The sequence below is a fragment of the Clostridium sp. YIM B02551 genome, from assembly GCF_022324735.1.
Lineage (GTDB): Bacteria > Bacillota > Clostridia > Clostridiales > Clostridiaceae > Clostridium_T > Clostridium_T paridis.
In genome coordinates this window covers 234655-251559 of sequence record NZ_JAKGTF010000004.1, presented here as the reverse complement: position 1 = coordinate 251559, position 16905 = coordinate 234655, and the positions used below count along the sequence as shown (strand labels likewise).

General features: G+C 27.4%; 25 protein-coding genes. 23 read left to right on the top strand and 2 right to left on the bottom strand.

The annotated features are described in order from the left end of the window. Both L1S47_RS07085 and L1S47_RS07080 read right to left on the bottom strand, forming a co-directional pair. Positions 1-221: helix-turn-helix domain-containing protein (locus L1S47_RS07085; RefSeq protein WP_238882819.1), on the bottom strand; the 221-nt coding region annotated here is incomplete at its 3' end. A gap of 86 nt (positions 222-307) precedes the next feature. Continuing rightward, entirely contained in the window at positions 308-2029 is a 1722-nt protein-coding gene (locus L1S47_RS07080; protein ID WP_238882817.1) for an NFACT family protein, read from the bottom strand. Between the two features lie 163 nt (positions 2030-2192). Here L1S47_RS07080 and L1S47_RS07075 point away from each other — a divergent pair, with 163 nt between their 5' ends. The 23 genes from L1S47_RS07075 (at position 2193) to L1S47_RS06965 (ending at position 16904) form a co-directional block, all read left to right on the top strand. Then, on the top strand, positions 2193-3227 hold the full coding sequence (locus L1S47_RS07075; protein ID WP_238882816.1) for a hypothetical protein: 1035 nt from the start codon (positions 2193-2195) through the stop codon (positions 3225-3227). Positions 3228-3296: 69 nt separating this feature from the next. Then, positions 3297-4700: a GspE/PulE family protein gene (locus tag L1S47_RS07070; protein ID WP_238882814.1), complete on the top strand. Its 1404-nt coding sequence runs from the start codon at positions 3297-3299 to the stop codon at positions 4698-4700. Then, on the top strand, positions 4690-5724 hold the full coding sequence (locus tag L1S47_RS07065) for a type II secretion system F family protein (protein ID WP_238882812.1): 1035 nt from the start codon (positions 4690-4692) through the stop codon (positions 5722-5724). Before L1S47_RS07070 ends, L1S47_RS07065 begins: the two co-directional genes overlap by 11 nt. Further along, positions 5721-6152, top strand: coding sequence for a prepilin-type N-terminal cleavage/methylation domain-containing protein (locus L1S47_RS07060; RefSeq protein WP_238882810.1), 432 nt, complete (start codon positions 5721-5723; stop codon positions 6150-6152). Before L1S47_RS07065 ends, L1S47_RS07060 begins: the two co-directional genes overlap by 4 nt. Continuing rightward, entirely contained in the window at positions 6142-6585 is a 444-nt protein-coding gene (locus L1S47_RS07055; protein ID WP_238882809.1) for a hypothetical protein, read from the top strand. The genes L1S47_RS07060 and L1S47_RS07055 overlap by 11 nt, the downstream gene beginning before the upstream one ends. Before the next feature lie 2 nt (positions 6586-6587). Beyond that, entirely contained in the window at positions 6588-7022 is a 435-nt protein-coding gene (locus tag L1S47_RS07050; RefSeq protein ID WP_238882808.1) for a hypothetical protein, read from the top strand. Further along, on the top strand, positions 6988-7431 hold the full coding sequence (locus tag L1S47_RS07045; RefSeq protein WP_238882807.1) for a hypothetical protein: 444 nt from the start codon (positions 6988-6990) through the stop codon (positions 7429-7431). Before L1S47_RS07050 ends, L1S47_RS07045 begins: the two co-directional genes overlap by 35 nt. A 1-nt stretch (position 7432) precedes the next feature. Continuing rightward, positions 7433-8032, top strand: a complete 600-nt coding sequence (locus L1S47_RS07040) for a hypothetical protein (RefSeq protein WP_238882805.1) — start codon at positions 7433-7435, stop codon at positions 8030-8032. Positions 8033-8054: 22 nt separating this feature from the next. Beyond that, positions 8055-8465: a hypothetical protein gene (locus L1S47_RS07035; protein ID WP_238882804.1), complete on the top strand. Its 411-nt coding sequence runs from the start codon at positions 8055-8057 to the stop codon at positions 8463-8465. After that, entirely contained in the window at positions 8465-8842 is a 378-nt protein-coding gene (locus L1S47_RS07030; protein WP_238882802.1) for a hypothetical protein, read from the top strand. Before L1S47_RS07035 ends, L1S47_RS07030 begins: the two co-directional genes overlap by 1 nt. A 163-nt stretch (positions 8843-9005) precedes the next feature. Then, positions 9006-9563: an elongation factor P gene (efp, locus tag L1S47_RS07025; RefSeq protein WP_202766400.1), complete on the top strand. Its 558-nt coding sequence runs from the start codon at positions 9006-9008 to the stop codon at positions 9561-9563. 60 nt (positions 9564-9623) lie between these two features. Then, positions 9624-9983 carry a CD1247 N-terminal domain-containing protein gene (locus L1S47_RS07020; RefSeq protein ID WP_238882800.1) on the top strand — a complete coding sequence of 120 codons (360 nt, stop codon included), beginning with the start codon at positions 9624-9626 and terminating at the stop codon, positions 9981-9983. 166 nt (positions 9984-10149) lie between these two features. After that, a complete protein-coding gene (gene spoIIIAA, locus L1S47_RS07015) occupies positions 10150-11052 on the top strand; it encodes a stage III sporulation protein AA (protein WP_238882799.1) in 903 nt (300 codons plus the stop codon). Next, the gene (gene spoIIIAB, locus L1S47_RS07010) at positions 11053-11571 is read left to right on the top strand and encodes a stage III sporulation protein SpoIIIAB (RefSeq protein WP_238882798.1); all 519 of its coding nucleotides are present in this window, start codon (positions 11053-11055) and stop codon (positions 11569-11571) included. It abuts the gene before it with no gap. Positions 11572-11584: 13 nt separating this feature from the next. Next, a complete protein-coding gene (gene spoIIIAC, locus L1S47_RS07005; RefSeq protein WP_202766396.1) occupies positions 11585-11782 on the top strand; it encodes a stage III sporulation protein AC in 198 nt (65 codons plus the stop codon). 8 nt (positions 11783-11790) lie between these two features. Next, positions 11791-12174, top strand: a complete 384-nt coding sequence (gene spoIIIAD, locus L1S47_RS07000) for a stage III sporulation protein AD (RefSeq protein WP_238882797.1) — start codon at positions 11791-11793, stop codon at positions 12172-12174. Positions 12175-12183: 9 nt separating this feature from the next. Beyond that, the gene (gene spoIIIAE / locus L1S47_RS06995; RefSeq protein ID WP_238882795.1) at positions 12184-13347 is read left to right on the top strand and encodes a stage III sporulation protein AE; all 1164 of its coding nucleotides are present in this window, start codon (positions 12184-12186) and stop codon (positions 13345-13347) included. A 1-nt stretch (position 13348) separates the two neighbouring features. Continuing rightward, entirely contained in the window at positions 13349-13921 is a 573-nt protein-coding gene (gene spoIIIAF, locus L1S47_RS06990) for a stage III sporulation protein AF (protein ID WP_238882793.1), read from the top strand. Positions 13922-13931: 10 nt separating this feature from the next. Beyond that, on the top strand, positions 13932-14528 hold the full coding sequence (gene spoIIIAG / locus L1S47_RS06985; RefSeq protein WP_238882791.1) for a stage III sporulation protein AG: 597 nt from the start codon (positions 13932-13934) through the stop codon (positions 14526-14528). Positions 14529-14569: 41 nt separating this feature from the next. Then, on the top strand, positions 14570-15079 hold the full coding sequence (locus L1S47_RS06980) for a SpoIIIAH-like family protein (RefSeq protein ID WP_202766391.1): 510 nt from the start codon (positions 14570-14572) through the stop codon (positions 15077-15079). A gap of 73 nt (positions 15080-15152) precedes the next feature. Beyond that, positions 15153-15533, top strand: a complete 381-nt coding sequence (locus L1S47_RS06975) for an Asp23/Gls24 family envelope stress response protein (protein ID WP_202766390.1) — start codon at positions 15153-15155, stop codon at positions 15531-15533. Positions 15534-15643: 110 nt separating this feature from the next. Continuing rightward, positions 15644-16048: a transcription antitermination factor NusB gene (gene nusB, locus L1S47_RS06970; protein WP_238882789.1), complete on the top strand. Its 405-nt coding sequence runs from the start codon at positions 15644-15646 to the stop codon at positions 16046-16048. 19 nt (positions 16049-16067) lie between these two features. Continuing rightward, positions 16068-16904, top strand: coding sequence for a bifunctional methylenetetrahydrofolate dehydrogenase/methenyltetrahydrofolate cyclohydrolase (locus L1S47_RS06965; RefSeq protein ID WP_238882788.1), 837 nt, complete (start codon positions 16068-16070; stop codon positions 16902-16904). The last annotated feature ends 1 nt before the right edge of the window (position 16905 follow it).

Genomic DNA, 16905 nt, shown 5'->3' with positions numbered 1-16905 from the left:
CTCATATCTTCAACAACAACTTGCTTAAATTCACCTGTATGAATTTTATTTTGGGGTTTTCTTACTAGTCCTTCAAGTCCTTGTGAATCATACTCTGTAACCCATCTAGTAAGGGTTTGCTGTGAAATATTATACTTTTTTATAATTTCTGCTATGGAAATTTCACGCTTTCTCCAGTCTTCAATTGCTTTTATCTTCAATTCAACAGAATATATACTCATAAAAAATACACCTCCAAATGTTAAATATGATTATATCATATGTCTAACATTTGGGGTGCACTTCAATTATTTAATGCCCTGCTTTTTTATTTTCTAATTAAATTAGGTTCAATTGGATTAACATAGATGGTTTTATTATTTGTATAAATAACCATTCCCGGTTTAGCTGAGTTTGGTTTTTTTACATATTTAACTTTAGTATAGTCAATAGGAATATTTGAAGACAGTTTTCCTTTGCTATAATAAGCTGCTAGGTTAGCTGCTTCTACAAGGGTACTATCAGGGATAATTCCACCTTTAATTATTACATGAGAACCTGGTATTTCCTTTGTATGAAGCCAAGTATCTTCTTTGTGTGCAAACTTTAAAGTAAGATAATCATTTTGGATATTATTTTTACCCACAAAAATATCTATTCCATCACTAGAAATGAAATGAAGTGGTTTAGTTGCCTTATCCTTTTTATCTTTAGGATTTTTCTTGAATCTTATATATCCTGTTTCAATTAATTCCTTCTTTATATCATCAATATCTGAATATTGTTCTGAATTCTCGAGATTCGAAAGTACAGATTTAAGATATTTTAATTCTTCATCATTTTTGATTAGTTGCTCAAGGGCATTTTCCTCAGATTTTTTTAGTTTATTATATTTTTTATAATAAAATTGAATATTTTCTGAAGGGGTTTTATTTGTATCAAGATTAATATCCAAATATTCTTCTTCATTTTCATTATAGAAATTTAAAAGTTTAATTGAATTGTCACCCTTTTTTATACTATAAATGTATGCTGTAAGTAGGTCACCTTTAATTTTATAGCTATCTTTCTTCTTACACTCATTTAATGTAGAAGTTAGAATACTTAACTTTTTATTACATCTTTCTATATTTGTATTGATGATTTTTTGAAGGCCACTTGATTTAGATTTAATTCTATCCTGTTTATCCTTACCTTTAAAAAATAATTCTAGTAACTCAGAGGGATCTTGGAACTCTTCACAATTTAAGTTCATATAATCTTTTATAGATGTTATATAAAAATCTTTAAATTCCTCATTATCCTTAAAAAGCAGGAATTTAATTTGAGATTCAAGATTTTTAAAATAGTTTATAGTAAAATCTGAAATTTTTTCAATTGAATTATCTCCGGTGTTTTTTGAATAAACGTCAAACATTTCAGAACTAAGAAGTTTACTTATACCAGTAAATAAATTGAAAAATATATTTTTATCTAATTCAATTGATTTTTCTCTATAAATTTGAGCAAGCTCATCCTTGTTAAAGTTAAATGGATTTAATTTATTACTATCTGGAGGGAATACGTAAGTTACACCAGGAAATAAGACACGGTATGAATTTACGTCAGATGATATGTGTTTTATACATTCCATGATTTTATTATCTCTGTCCCTTATTAAAGTAATATTACTATGTCTACCCATTATTTCAATAACTAGTTTATATAGAGAATTGAACCCAAGTTCATCCATAGCTTCAATGTAGAGAGTTATTATTCTATCATTTTGATATTGGGTAACATCTACAATTTTGCCACTTGATAGATATTTTCTCAAAACCATTAAAAACATTGGGGCTTTTAGTGGATTTGCTTTAGGTTCTTTAGTAAAATGAAAACGAGGGTGTTTACTAGATGCAGAAATAAGAAATTTCTTATTTTCGCCTCCAGTCCTTAAGGTTAATATTATTTCATCCTTTTCAGGCTGATTTATTTTATCAATTTTAGCACCAATTAATGATGGTTTTAACTCATCAACCAAATAGTGTAAAAAAATACCGTCTAAAGCCATAGAAATCTTCCTTTCATTAAAAAGATAAATTTAGTATAACATTTTTAAAACATTTGTATCAAGAATTTCTATAGGCTGAACTATTTAAGGGAGTAAATAAAATAGAAAAATACATTAATAGATAAATCACTTTTTATAAATAGGAGGATATTTAGATTAAATTATGAAAATTAAAAAAGTAACATATCCTTTAGTACTTGCAGTTTTATCTTTAAATTTATATTCTTGTGATAATAATGTAAAATCAGATAAAAATAAAAGTGTATTCAAGGACTATAGTAAAGTGGTACAAGGTAGTGTTAATTACTATAATAACGGAAAAATGCAAATTATATTAGATTTAGAGAAAAATATAAAGCTTTCAGACAATGAAGAAGGAACTTTGATAAATTATAATAAAAAAGAAAATAGCTATTTAAGGGAAAAAACTGAGAACAATTCTAAAAATCTTATCTTAGGTAGTGAAAATACAGAAAATGTAATAGATGCTTGGAAAGATATAAAGGATGTTAAACTATCACCTAGCGGGAGTAAGGTATTTTATTCTAAAGAAATAGAAGAAAATAATGTAACATTAGGTATATATGATTCCTCAAATAAAAAGTTTAAAGAACTAAAAAGCAATACACTTATTTCAGGGAACAATTATGCTTGGTTAGATAATGATTCAATTATTTATTATGGAGTAAAAGCTGAAAGTAAATTAAATGGAATATTTCTTTATAACACTAAAACTAATAATGAAAAACTTTTGCTCGATATAAAGAAAGGGGCAATAGAGTACATAAGTATAGAAGGTAATAAAATAATTTATTTAACATCTGATTTTGAGGGCAATAAATCACTGAATTCCTTTGATATTGATAATAGTAAAGTACAAGTATTAACTACAGAAGTACAGAATATAAATGACATAATTGTGTTAGAAGATAAGATAATTATATTAGGAAAAAAGAAAGATGGTTTATCTTCACTGTATCTTTTAAGCGATGGTAAATTAAAAAAATTAGTATATGATTTTCCTAAGAATATCGATTTAGAGAAGGGTATAGAAAAAGACATAGAAGGGAATATACTTTTCATTGGATATGATGACTCTTCCACTAAGGAAGATGTATATGAACTTGTTTCAGTTGATGGAACAGTAAAAATTAAATCTAAAAAAACTGGACAATACTCTTTTATAGAAACAAATTAGCAATAATTTGTTTCTTTTTTTGATTAAAAAAATGGAAATATGATAATAATCTGAACTGGGGGTGATTAAATGAACCTAGGTGGAGAATTATCATTAGACAATATCGATATAGGGTTACTCAAGGAAGTTCCATTAGACATATGTGAAAAGTATAATATTATTCCAATAGGTAGATACAATGGAAAAGTATACGTAGCTATGAGTAGTGTATCAGCTGAAATGATAAAGTATCTTGAGCAAAACTTTTCTACTGCTATTGTTCCAATAAAGTCTACTGAGAAGAGTATAAAAAAGTTAATTAAGGATGGTTTTGGAGTAAGAATATATAAAAAAGACATAGACACTGAGGGGAATATAATTAATGATGCAATAAGTAAAAAAGCATCAGATATTCATTTTGAGCCATTTGAAAAAGAGGTGCTAATTAAATATAGATTAAATGGTTCGTTAATTTTAGCTTTTAAGATTGATAAGGATAAATATTTAAATATAGTAACTAGAATTAAGATAAAAAGTAATATGGATTTTTCAGATAAATTAAGACCTCAGGATGGAAAGATGTTGCATAACATGAAAAATGGAGAATTATTAGATTTAAGAGTTTCAACACTTCCAACCTATTATGGTGAAAAGATAGTAATAAGAGTGCTTTACAACAACTGGGATAAATATAATCTAGAAAGTCTTAATTTTTCTAAAGATGATTTAAGTTTGCTTAAAAGAGCCCTTGCAGTAAGGAATGGGATGATAGTTGTAAATGGACCTACAGGTTCAGGAAAATCAACCACATTGTATTCAATACTTAATGAAGAAAAAGGTAAAGATGTAAATATTACAACAATTGAAGATCCAGTAGAGATGCTAATAAATGGGATAAACCAAGTTGGCGTAAATATCAAAGCTGGAATAACATTTTCAACGGGATTAAGAAGCATATTAAGGCAAGATCCAGATATTATAATGATTGGGGAAATACGTGATGAGGAAACAGCAAGAATTGCAGTAAGAGCAGCAATTACAGGACATAAGGTATATACAACAATTCATACCAAAAGCCCATATGAAGTTTTTTCAAGATTAAAAGAGATGGGTATAGAAGAGTATTTACTAATGGATTCATTGATATTAGTGATTTCTCAAAGATTAGTTAAAAAGAATTGTAGTAAATGTAATTCTCTTCATAAAATCAGTGATGAAATTAGAAATAAAAACAAGATTAGCATGGAAGTTTATTATAAGGGTACTGGCTGTGAAGAATGTAATTATACTGGAACTCAAGGGAGAATGCTAATTTATGACATGCTGTTTATTAAAGACATAGAAAAAGCAAATATAAAAGAATACTTAAGAGGGGAAGTAGGTTCAAGGTTTAGCAGCAGTTTTTTTACAAGACTTAAAAATCTCTTAGAGGAAGGCGTAATTAGCTTAGATACTTATATGAATTTTCTTGAAGGAGAGAATATTGAAGCGTAGTAAAGCACATAGAATTGATAATCTAACATTAAGTTATATAGCTGAATCCTTAGGAAACACCATAAATTGTGGAATATCAATTGACGAATCCTTTGAAATGATTCAGTTTAATTTGAAAAATAAATATCATAAGGAAGCAATTACTTTAGTTAGGGATAAGGTAAGGGAAGGATATAGCATTTCTAAAGCAATGGAAGGTTTAGATATTTTCCCAGTAATATTCAAAGAAATGATATTGATTGGTGAGAACACTGGTAAACTACAAGAAACCCTTGATTCTCTAGGAAACTTTTATAAAAACTTGTACACTATTAAGAAAAAAATAGTTAATGCACTTGTTTATCCTATAATACTAATTTCCTTAATTATTTTAATTTCTGTGGTAATGTTCATTTATTTACTACCGCAATTTATTGATATGTATTCTTCTCTAGAAATTGTTCCTAAAGGTCTTTGTAAGTTGGTTTTCAACTTAAGAGAAAGCTTTGATAAAATGCCAGTAGTTAGCTGTATTTATATAGTTTGCTATGTAATATTAATTCCGTATATTTTGGTATTTAAGGTTTTTAATACAAGAATTATTAAGATTATTGGAAAATTAAAATTCTTTAATCAATTTACTGAATTTTATATTATTCAAGTTTTTTATTTGATTTTTCAAAGTGGAGTTAATGTACAAAATGCGCTTTATCAGTTTGGAAACGAGATTAATATTCCAATAGTAAAAGAAAAAGTACTATTTATTTATGAAAACTTAATCCAAGGTAAAGCTTTAAGTTTAATACTTGATGAAATGAGCTGCATATCATTATATACAATTTCCTTCATAAGAATTGGCGAAGAAACTGGAACATTAAGTGTAAGACTAAAATCATTAGCTGAAGAAAAAGAAAAACAAATAACATATAAAACATCTACTTTAACAACTATAATTGAGCCAATAATTATTTTAATTATAAGTACAGTAATAATTTCTATGTTTATTATTTTTTTACTACCAATATATGATGGAGTTAAGTTGTGAAAAAAAGAGGATTTACACTAATAGAATTACTTTGTTCAGTTGCAGTACTTGTAGTAATTATAAGTATAACTTTTGCTTTTATAAAACCTTTAGTAAAAATAATGAATGAAGATAAAATAGATGAAATAAAAGTATTTACTGAGGATAGTATTTGCTTTGGAAAACTGAAGAGTAAATATACAAATCAGTATATCAAAGTAGCTATTTCAGATAAAGGAATAAGTATATATGATAAAAAAGGATTATTAATTAAAAAATATCAATTACCAAATGGTTATGTTTTTAAATATTCAAATGGTAAGAATATATTCTTACTTGATCCTAACGGAGAAGCTAATATATCAACAACAATTTCAGTTAAAAAGGGAAGACTTGAGAAAGACGTATTATCTATTACAGCAGGAAGTGAGTATATAAATGTTAAATAAAAATAAAGGGCTAGTATTAATAGAAATTCCTTTAGTAATTGCTGTTTTATGCATCTTATTTTTTGTTTCAATAAAGTGCTATGATAATGCAAAAAAGGCTTTAGTTTATAGAGAAGAGATGAGAAAAGAGACTGTGATTTTTAAGAGTGTAAAAAAGGAATTGCTGTATAATGCAGAATACAATAAGCTTCTAGCAGCATTTAAGGATAGTGAAAACTTGTATATAAACTCTGAAAACTTAGATATAAATAGAATTATAAGTAATAATATTACAGATCTACTTGATACTTCAGTTGATAGTAATGATAACTACATAAAAATTCAAAAATTAAATAGTGAGAATACTATAAAATTAAAGCTTGAGCAAAAGGTTAATAAGTTTGATAGTAATATGGTAAGTGAGGAGGTTTATATATCAAGAAATGTAAGATAGAAATGAAAAAAGGAGTAATCCTACTTGAAACTATAATATATTTATTTATATCAAGCATATTACTGTGTTTTATGCTTAGGATTATTGTGGACTTAATAGATTTTAAGAAAAGTTATTGCAAAAATAGTCTAGATGAGGATAAGTTCTCAAATGGAATAATCTCAATTGAGAGCAATATTAATAGAGCGCAGGTTAAAAAATATGAGGTAATAGGTAATAAGCTGAAGATAAGTTATGGAGTAGAAAATAAATCTGAAGAAATAGCAATGTATAAGGGTGAAGCATTAGGAGTTTTTTATTATACAGATGGGAAATTAACCACCGTAAATAAAATCATGGAGGATGTTAAGGAGGTAAAGTTTATACAAAAGGGTAAATTGGTTTATTTTTTTGTTAAAGTAAATGATAAAAATTATGAAGAGGTATTTAGCTTGTAAGAAGGGACAAATCTCAGCTATATTATTAATTTACATTATGATTTTTTCAATACTTATTGTCTCTATATATAAATTAGTGTCAATTAATATCTCAAAAGAATACATCTATCCTTTTAAAGAAAATCAAATAAAAACTATGGGAGAAAATGATATAAAACTTATTAATAATTACATATCTCAAATTAATAAAAACACTTTTAAAGAAAAGAAAGACTTAGAAGATTTCTTGAAAATTAATAATATAATTGCAAAGAGTGGCGAGAATCAAGTTTATTATGATATATCTCAAAATAAAATTATATTTATACGTAAGCTTGAGGCTGGTAAATTAAAGTATAGATTTGATTTTGACTACAATGATGGAGAAATTTATTTGATTGAGGATACATATTATGAAGGAGTTATGTAGGATGGCACTAAATAAAGAATTACTAATAGCTAAAGACAAAATCACATTTATTAATGAAGACAAAGAGTTTTATATAAGAGAGATTAATAAGTATGATTCGCTTATTAAAGGTAATATCAATATAGTAATCAAGGGTGAAGCACTAATGATCACTAAAATAAATACAAATAAGAAACCGGATAAGAAACTTATATATGAAACAATTAATAGCAACTTTTTTAATTCTAAGGATAAATTATTTGATTATATATATGATAGAAAAAATAAAACACTTATTATATACTCTGTTATAAAACCTTTTGTATTAAACAAAATAATTGAAAAGGCATGTATTAAAAAAATAAGGCCTTATGAAGTGTTTTTATTTGAAAAGTTCAAAAGAAAAATTAAAAATAAATGTGGAATGATATTTTACATTGAAGAGGGTTATGCAATTGCTTTAGGAATAGTTAATGGATACATGGTTTTTATAAAAGAAGTAGAAAATATCGAAAAGGAAAGTTTAGCTAGTGTAATCAATGAATTTAAGAGTGCGGAAAAAATTAAAGATATGGAATTAGTGATAAGAGGCGATGAAAAAAACTTGATTACTTTAATATAGAAGAATTAAGAAAGGTATTTATATGAGAATATATAAAAACTTCACACCAATAGAAATTAGTATAAAAGAGAAGAAAAAAAGTACTAAAAGATTTAAAAATTTAATTAATATACTTCTTATAATTAATATAGTGCTATTACCAATTACAGTAAAAAAAATTATACAACTTACTTCATTCAAGGAAAGTAAGCCAGTATTAAAAACATCAAAAATTAATTTTAATGAAGAGAAAATAAAATACATATTAGAGTTATCAAAAGAAGAAAATACTAATGTACGAATAGATAATAATAGTTTTTATATAAAAATAATAAATGCTGATGAATCAAGCTCAGCAATGAATAAGATTAAAAAGATAGATGAAGAAGGGAAGATTAACATCAAAGATATAAATTATAACAAGGATAATATTGAAATTAAGGGAGAACTTTAATGGAAAGATCCATAATTATTAAATTTATTATTTTTCTTATCTTATCTTTAGGACAGAGTTTTTTAATTAATACCAATCTTCCTGAAAGTAAAATAAGAAAAAGTCAAATAAGCATAAATCATAATAGTGCATTAAATATACTGGAGAAATACAAAGACATAATAATATTAAAGGAAACAAAAGCTAAGGATAGAATAAACTTTGAAGTATCCTATCTAGGTACAGAAGAAGAATTATTAAAAATACTTAATGAATTTAATTCAAATAAATTTATACAAGGAATAAATAATCTAAAAATAGAGAAAATTAATGAAAAGTGGAATATGTCTGCTTTTGTTGAATTTTCTTCATACATAGAATATACTTATAATAGGTGAAATTCAATATTTTAGCTAAAGTATTTGCAATTAATCAATACTTTTGATAAAATATCATTGTTGTAAAAAGACAATGTAACCCTTTTTTAGGATATATGAAAGTATTATTTTGGATTTTAGGGTTATAATATATAATGATTAATACAATTTGGAGGGATACTTAATGATTTCAGCAAGTGATTTAAGAAAAGGTACTACTTTTGAATATGATGGACAAGTTTATAACGTTGTAGATTTCTTACATGTAAAACCAGGTAAGGGTGCAGCATTTGTAAGAACAAAATTAAGAAACGTAATAGCAGGTGGAGTTACTGATAGAACATTTAACCCAACTGAAAAGTTCCAAGAAGCAGTTATCGAAAGAAAAGAAATGCAATATTTATATTCTGATGGAGAATTATACTACTTCATGGATCAAGAAACATTTGAACAAATACCTCTTAACTATGAAAAAGTTGAAGAAGCAATTAAATACTTAAAAGAGAACATGTTTGCTGTTATAAAGTTCTATAAAGGTCAAGCATTTTCTGTAGAAGCTCCAAACTTTGTTGAACTTTTAATTACTGAAACTGAGCCAGGAGTAAAAGGTAATACAGCAACAAATTCTTTAAAACAAGCAACTGTAGAAACTAATGCTGTAGTAATGGTTCCTATGTTTGTTAATGAAGGCGATGTTATAAGAATCGACACAAGAACTGGGGATTACATGGAAAGAGTTTAGTATTTGTGGCTAAGTCATTGATTGACTTAGCACTTTTATTATTAAGAAGGAAGTGCAAAAATGGATTTTAAAAGTGAATTCTATAAAATTCAAGAAGCCGTGGAAAGTCTAAAAGACTCAGAAAATAAAGAAATAATAAAATCATTGTTGCTATTAATGGATAATTTAAATGATAGAGTTGAGGGAATTCAAGTTAATGTTGAAACAATACAAGAAAATGTTGAATTCTTAGACAATGATATTTCTGAAATACAAGAAGATTTGTTTGAAGAAGTGTCAATTGAAGATTTAGAAGATATTGAGGATGATTTTAAAGAAGTAACTTGTACTAAGTGTAACAAACCTATTTTTATTGAAAGTAGTGCGCTAGAATCAGGTATCTCAATCCCTTGTCCTTTCTGTGGGGAAAATATAAATTAAATAAAATAGCAAAGTATGAGCACATCAAGTGGTTAAGAACCATTTGATGTGCTTTTTTCATTTTTAAAGAATCAAAAATTTTAATTAACAGTTTTACATATTTTATTTATGTAGTTATATTTTTGTAATTTAGTAAATACAATTTACTGTAAGCGGAGGTGATAGTATGAACAAATATAGTTCAGTATTGGATATATTACCAAAGGATGTTTTGGGACACATTACTGAATTTAAAATAGATGAAGTACAAGAAATTAGGATGAGAGCAAACTTACCATTGATTATAGTAACAAATCATAGAGAGTTTATATCTAATTATATATGTAAATTGGATGATATCAAGATAGTTGCAAAAAGAATGGCCAATTATTCATTTTATGCATTTGAAGAAGACATTAAACAAGGATTTATAACTATAAATGGTGGGCATAGAGTTGGGATAACTGGAGAATGGGTTATAGATAACAATAAAATAAAAACTCTTAGAAATATATCTTCTGTAAACATAAGAATTACAAAAGAACTTAAAGGAGTTTCAGATGGATTAATTCCATTGATTACTGAAGGGGGAAGAATTCTAAACACTATAATTATTTCTCCACCTAAGTGTGGCAAAACGACACTATTAAGAGATATTTCAAGGAATATATCAAATGGTATGAAAAGTAAAGGGATAACTGGTAAGAAGGTTTCTATAATTGATGAAAGAAGTGAAATAGCAGGATCATTTCAAGGTATACCACAAATGGATGTAGGTATCAGAACTGATGTATTTGATAACTGTATTAAGAGTGAAGGAATGCTCATGGCAATTAGAAGTATGTCTCCAGAAGTTCTGATTTGTGATGAAATTGGTTCAGATAAAGATGTGGAAGCATTAATATCAGCCTATAATTCTGGAGTTAATATAATAACTACAATACATGGTTACGACATCAATGACTTATATAATAGAAAAATATTTAGGGGGCTACTAGATAATAAGATATTAAAAAGAGTAATTGAGTTAAGTAATAGAAGGGGACCAGGAACCATTGAAAATGTAAGGATAATAGAGGAGAGGGATTAAATGATTAGATATGTTTTGTTTTTGGGCATATTTGGATGTTCTACATATCTTGGATTTAATTTAGCTCAAAGATATGTAAAGAGATATGAAAGCCTTAAGATTTTAGAAAAATCTATAGTCTATATGGAAAATCAAATACTATACGTTAATACTCCTTTGCCAGAGACTTTTGAAGAAATAAGTCATAAATATACAGGGGAATGGAGGAGTTTTTTTAGTAACATTGCAGAAGACTTAAAAGAAAATAACGTAGAAGATGTTTATGTTGCTTTTGATAATTCTCTCAAAACTTATAAGGAACAGTTATGTTTAAGAGATGAAGATGAAAACATACTACTTGACTTCTCAAAATCTTTAGGTGAATCAGGCGTTTTTGGACAAGAGAAGATATTTAAGCTAGTTTTATCGAATATTCGAGAACAAATTAATGAAGCTAAAGATTTGAAAAATAAGAACTGCAAGATGTATAGATGCTTAGGTATGAGCCTTGGTGCAGCTATAGTTATATTTTTAATATAAGCGGGAGGGTATGATGTTAGATATTACTTTGTTATTTAAAATTGGAGCTGCTGGACTTTTGATTGTAATTTTAGAAAGAGTACTTAAATCATCAGGTAAAGATGATGTTGCGACATTAACTAATATTGCAGGAGTGGTGATAATACTTCTTATGATTGTAAATTTAATTGCAAAGTTATTTGATTCTATTAAAACTATGTTTATGTTCTAGGAGGAGAAATGGAAATTGTAAAAATAGTAGCATTTTCGCTAGTAACACTATTTTTGTTTTTATATTTTAAAGAGACAAAACAAAATATTGCTTCGTTAATTTCTTTAGTTAGTGGAGTGATTATATTATTATTTCTACTTAACCCTTTAACGGAAGTAATAAATTTTTTAAGAGATATATCTACAAAAGCAAATGTTGATACATTTTATGTAACACTTGTATTAAAAATTGTTGGTATTACTTATCTAGCATCTTTTGCTATGGAGGTTTGTAATGAGGCAGGGGCAAATGGAATAGCTTCTAGAATAGAAGTTGCGGCTAAGATCCTAATTATGGTAATTGCAATGCCAATACTTATGGGAGTATTAGATGCTATATTAAAAATTATGTAGGAGTATAAAATGAAGAAAATAATAAAAGTTTTGTTAGTAACAATTTTTATGAATATTTTTCTTGTAATGACTCCAATGGCAAAAGAATTAGATAACAATACAAGTGATTTGGAGCAAAACAGTAATGTTCAAGAACTTTATGACTACGTAACTAAAATGAAAAGTGAAAGTGAACTAATGAATGAACTTAACGTTGGAAATTATATAAAAACCTATATAACGCAAGGAAAAGGGGATATATCCACAAAAGAGTTATCAAAAGCATTATTAAGTGCAGTTTTTAAGGAGGCAAAAGGGGTTTTACAACTTTTAATATCAATAATAGTTATAGCTATTTTATGCTCATTGCTTAGAAACCTACAAGATGCTTTTAAGGGTTCTCACGGTGATATAGCATTCTACGCCTGCTATGCAATTTTAATAATAATAATTTCTAAAAGCTTTTTAATAACTATAGATCTAGCAAAAACAACCATTCAAAATCTAACAGATTTTATGATGGCATTAATTCCTGTTTTAGTATTTATGATAGGTTCAGTGGGTGGAATTACAGAAGCTGTTACTATGGATCCAATTTTGATGGGCGCAGTAACAATTGCACCAAGGGTATATGTTGACTTTATTATTCCAATGATACTAATGAGTTTTGTTTTAAATTTCGTAAATAATTTATCTAATGATCATAAGATAACAAATATTTGTAAACTATTTAAACAAGTGACTCTTTGGGTTCAAGGAATACTAGTAACCATTTTAATTGGATTACTTACTATAAGAGGGATAACTTCAACTGCTATTGATGCAGTAACACTAAAAACTGCAAAATTTGCTGTTGATAATTTTATACCTATTGTAGGAAAAGCTTTTTCTGATGCAATTGCCTCAGTTGCTGGCTATGCAGTGTTATTAAAAAATGCAATATCATCCTTAGGATTGTTAGTTGTTATTTTCATTGTTCTTATACCTATCATTAAGCTTATCATGATTACCGTCATGTACAAGCTCTCAGCAGCCTTAGTTGAACCAATATGTGATAGTAGAATAACAAATTGTATAGCTTCAGTAGGCGATTTTGTTGTAATGATTATTTCTTGTATGCTTTCAATATCTTTAATGTTTTTTGTTATGATTGCAATAATGGCTTCTACCGGTAAGTTTGTAGTAGGAGGATAAAATGGAGTTAATAAAAGAGTGGGTTATTGACATAGCATTTACCTTGGTTTTTATGACAGCTATAGAGATGCTTATAGTAAATAATTCTTTTAAAAAGTACGTAAAGTTCGTTTTAGGACTAGTTTTAATAGTTGTTTTATTGAAACCAATATTACAGGTCTTTGGAAATAATGATGCTAGTTTTGTAAATGAAATAATTAATAATCAAGTAAAGCTTGAAAGTAGTAGTAATCTAGATAATTCAAATATTAAGAATTCTAATAAAGAAACTAAAGAAAAGATAATAACAAATCTTCAAAATAACGCAAATTCAATTTTAAAGAAAAAATATAAAGATATTGATTTTGAAAGTGAATTTCAAGGAGATATAGATTTAGAAAAATATAATATAGAGATTAAAAATGTGAATATTTATATAAGCTCAAAGAAGATAAAACCAATAAGTAAAATTAAGATCGGTGAAGATGAGGATAAAGAAGAAGCTAACATTAAAGAAAAGGATGGAATAAAAGACACTATTAGTGAAGAATTTGGAGTAAATAAAGATAAGATAAAAGTATTTTATAAAAGTTAAGGAGGATGTTATGAATAAGGATGATTTCAAGAAAAAAATATTATCCATGATAAAAGATCAAAGGATGATGAATGTAATAGCAGTTGTAATAATAGCTTTATTTGCACTTATAGTATTAAGTTTTTTTAATAAAGGGAGTTCCTCAAAACTAACATTAACTAATAATACAAGTAATCAAGAGAAAAGTACAGTTAAAAATCAAGATGATAAACAGATTTCAACTTATGAGGATGCGCAAAGAGAATCACTAAGAAATATATTACAAAATATTAAAGGCGTTGGTGATGTACAGGTAATGATGTATTTTGAAGGGAGTGAGTCAAAAGTTCCAGCCGTGGACACTACGGATCAAACTAGTGTAACAGAAGAAAAGGATAAGGAGTCAGGGGAAAGGGTAACAAATCAGAAAAATAGCAATAGTAAAGTTGTAATGGCCAATAATGGCAATGATCCACTTATACTAAAGACTGAAAAACCGAAAGTAACTGGAATAGTGATAGTTGCACAAGGTGCAGATAGTTCAAAGGTAAAATATGATATCACAAAAGCATGTGCTGGGCTTTATGATATATCAATGGATAAGATAAATGTATATCCAATGAAATAGCAGCATATAATTTTATAGAAAATAGATGGGAGGAGAGAAAAATGACAAAAAAACAATTTGGGATTATTTTTACACTTTTAGCTTTAATCGTATGTGTGGGAGTTTTAGCTGCTAAAGTGAACGGATCACTTCCAGACTCACCGACTGCTTTAAATCCAACAATCAATACTAATAATGAGGACAAGAATAAGGATGCTACAAAAGCCAATGATTATTTTTATGATCAAAGAAATCAAAAGGAACAAATTGATTCAACTACTATTGATTCACTTAACAAAGTTATAGACAACCCTAATACTCCTAAAGAAGAAAAAGATGAGGCATCTAAACAGTTAAGTACACTCGTAATGAGTAAAAACTATGCATCTAAAATTGAATTGGCTGTAAAGGGCAAGGGATATGATGATGCGTTATGCTCAATTGATGGAAATAAAGCAAAGGTTACAGTTAAAAGTAAGGATGAATTATCACAAAAACAAGCAAATGAAATTTTAGAAGCAGTTATAAATATTTCTAATATTAAAGATGTTTCAATAGAAGTTAAGCAATAACATTGTATTGACATTCTTATTTTGGTATAATTATCATAAGATAAAGGCTAAAAGCTAACAGGAGGTTATTATCATGGAAGAAATGGTAAGAGACGAAAGTTTAGGTATAATAAGAATATCTGACGAGGTAGTGAGTGTGATTGCTGGAATAGCAGCTTCCGAAATAAATGGAGTATACGAATATACATCTAACGTTGCTTCAATTCCTATATTTCAAATAGGTAAAAAAAATGTTGGTAAGGGTGTAAAGGTTACAGTAAATGAAGATGAAGCAGTAATTGATATGATTTTAGCTGTTTCATATGGTGTAAAAATACCAGAGATTATTTCTCAAGTTCAAGAAAATGTTAAGAAGACTGTAGAGGTTATGACTGGACTTAAGGTATCTAGTGTAAACATAAGCGTTCACAATATAGTTGTGCCTAAGGAAGAAAAGGAACAAAAAGAAAAATAATTAATTTTTGCCCTCTGGTTTTCAGAGGGCATTTCTATGTGATAGAATATATTAATGGTGATTAAACAATTTGAAAAGGACAATAATAAAGATATATGTTGGAGGTACTTATGAATAGAAAGAAATCAAGAAAAGTAGCAATGGAGCTTTGTTACAGTATGGAAATATCCAAAGAAAGTCCAGAAGAAATATTTGAAAACTTTATAGATAATTATAATGAGGATAAAACTGTTCTTGAAACAAACTACATATTAGATATATTAAATCTAATTAAAACCAATAAGGAACAAATTGATAATAAGATTGAACCTTATTTAAGGGGATGGAAATTAGATAGAATATCAAAGGTGAATCTGTCTATTTTAAGAATAGCAGTTGCAGAAATATTATTTATTGAAGATATACCAAATAAAGTTTCAATTAATGAAGCACTAGAACTTACAAAGGAATACTCTGATGAAAAATCTGTTTCTTTTGTGAATGGAGTATTAGACAGTATTAATAAAGAAATTTAATGTTTATGGGGGGAAGACTATGGGAAAAATACTAGATGGAAGAATAATAGCAGCTGGAATTAAAGAAGAGATCTCAAGCTTTATTAAAGATAGAAAAGAGAAGAAGCTTCAAATTCCTAAGATAGCATCTATATTAGTAGGAAATGATGGTGGGTCTATATACTATCAAAATGCTCAAGAAAAAGTAGCGTTAAGTCTTGGGGTTAATTTTGATAAAATTTTACTAGAAGAAAACATTACAGAAGATTTTCTCATAGCAAGAATTAATGAATTGAATTTGGATACTGAAGTTCAAGGTATAATACTTCAATTACCACTTCCAAAGCATATTAATGAAAAAAGAGTAACATCAGTTATAGATCCAGATAAGGATATTGATTGTTTAACAAATGAATCAATGGGAAGATTTTATAAAGGAGAAAAATGTTTTCTTCCTTGTACCCCAAACAGTGTTATTACTCTTTTAAGATCTTTAAATATGAATCTTAGAGGTAAGAATGCAGTAGTTATAGGTAGAAGTGATATAGTAGGAAAGCCAGTATTTCAACTTCTATTAAATGAAGACATGACAGTAACTGTATGCCACTCAAAAACAGAAAACTTAAAGGAAATTGCTAAAACAGCTGACGTACTTGTAGTAGCTATTGGTAGACCAAACTTCGTAGATAAAGATTTTGTTAAAAAAGGTGCTGTAGTTATCGATGTAGGGACTTCTTCATTTAATGGTAAGATAACAGGAGATGTAAAATTCGATGATGTAATTGAAATAGCAGAATATGTTACTCCAGTACCTGGAGGAGTTGGCGCATTAACAACCACTCTACTTATTAAAAATGCATGCGAGGCATTGGAATAGT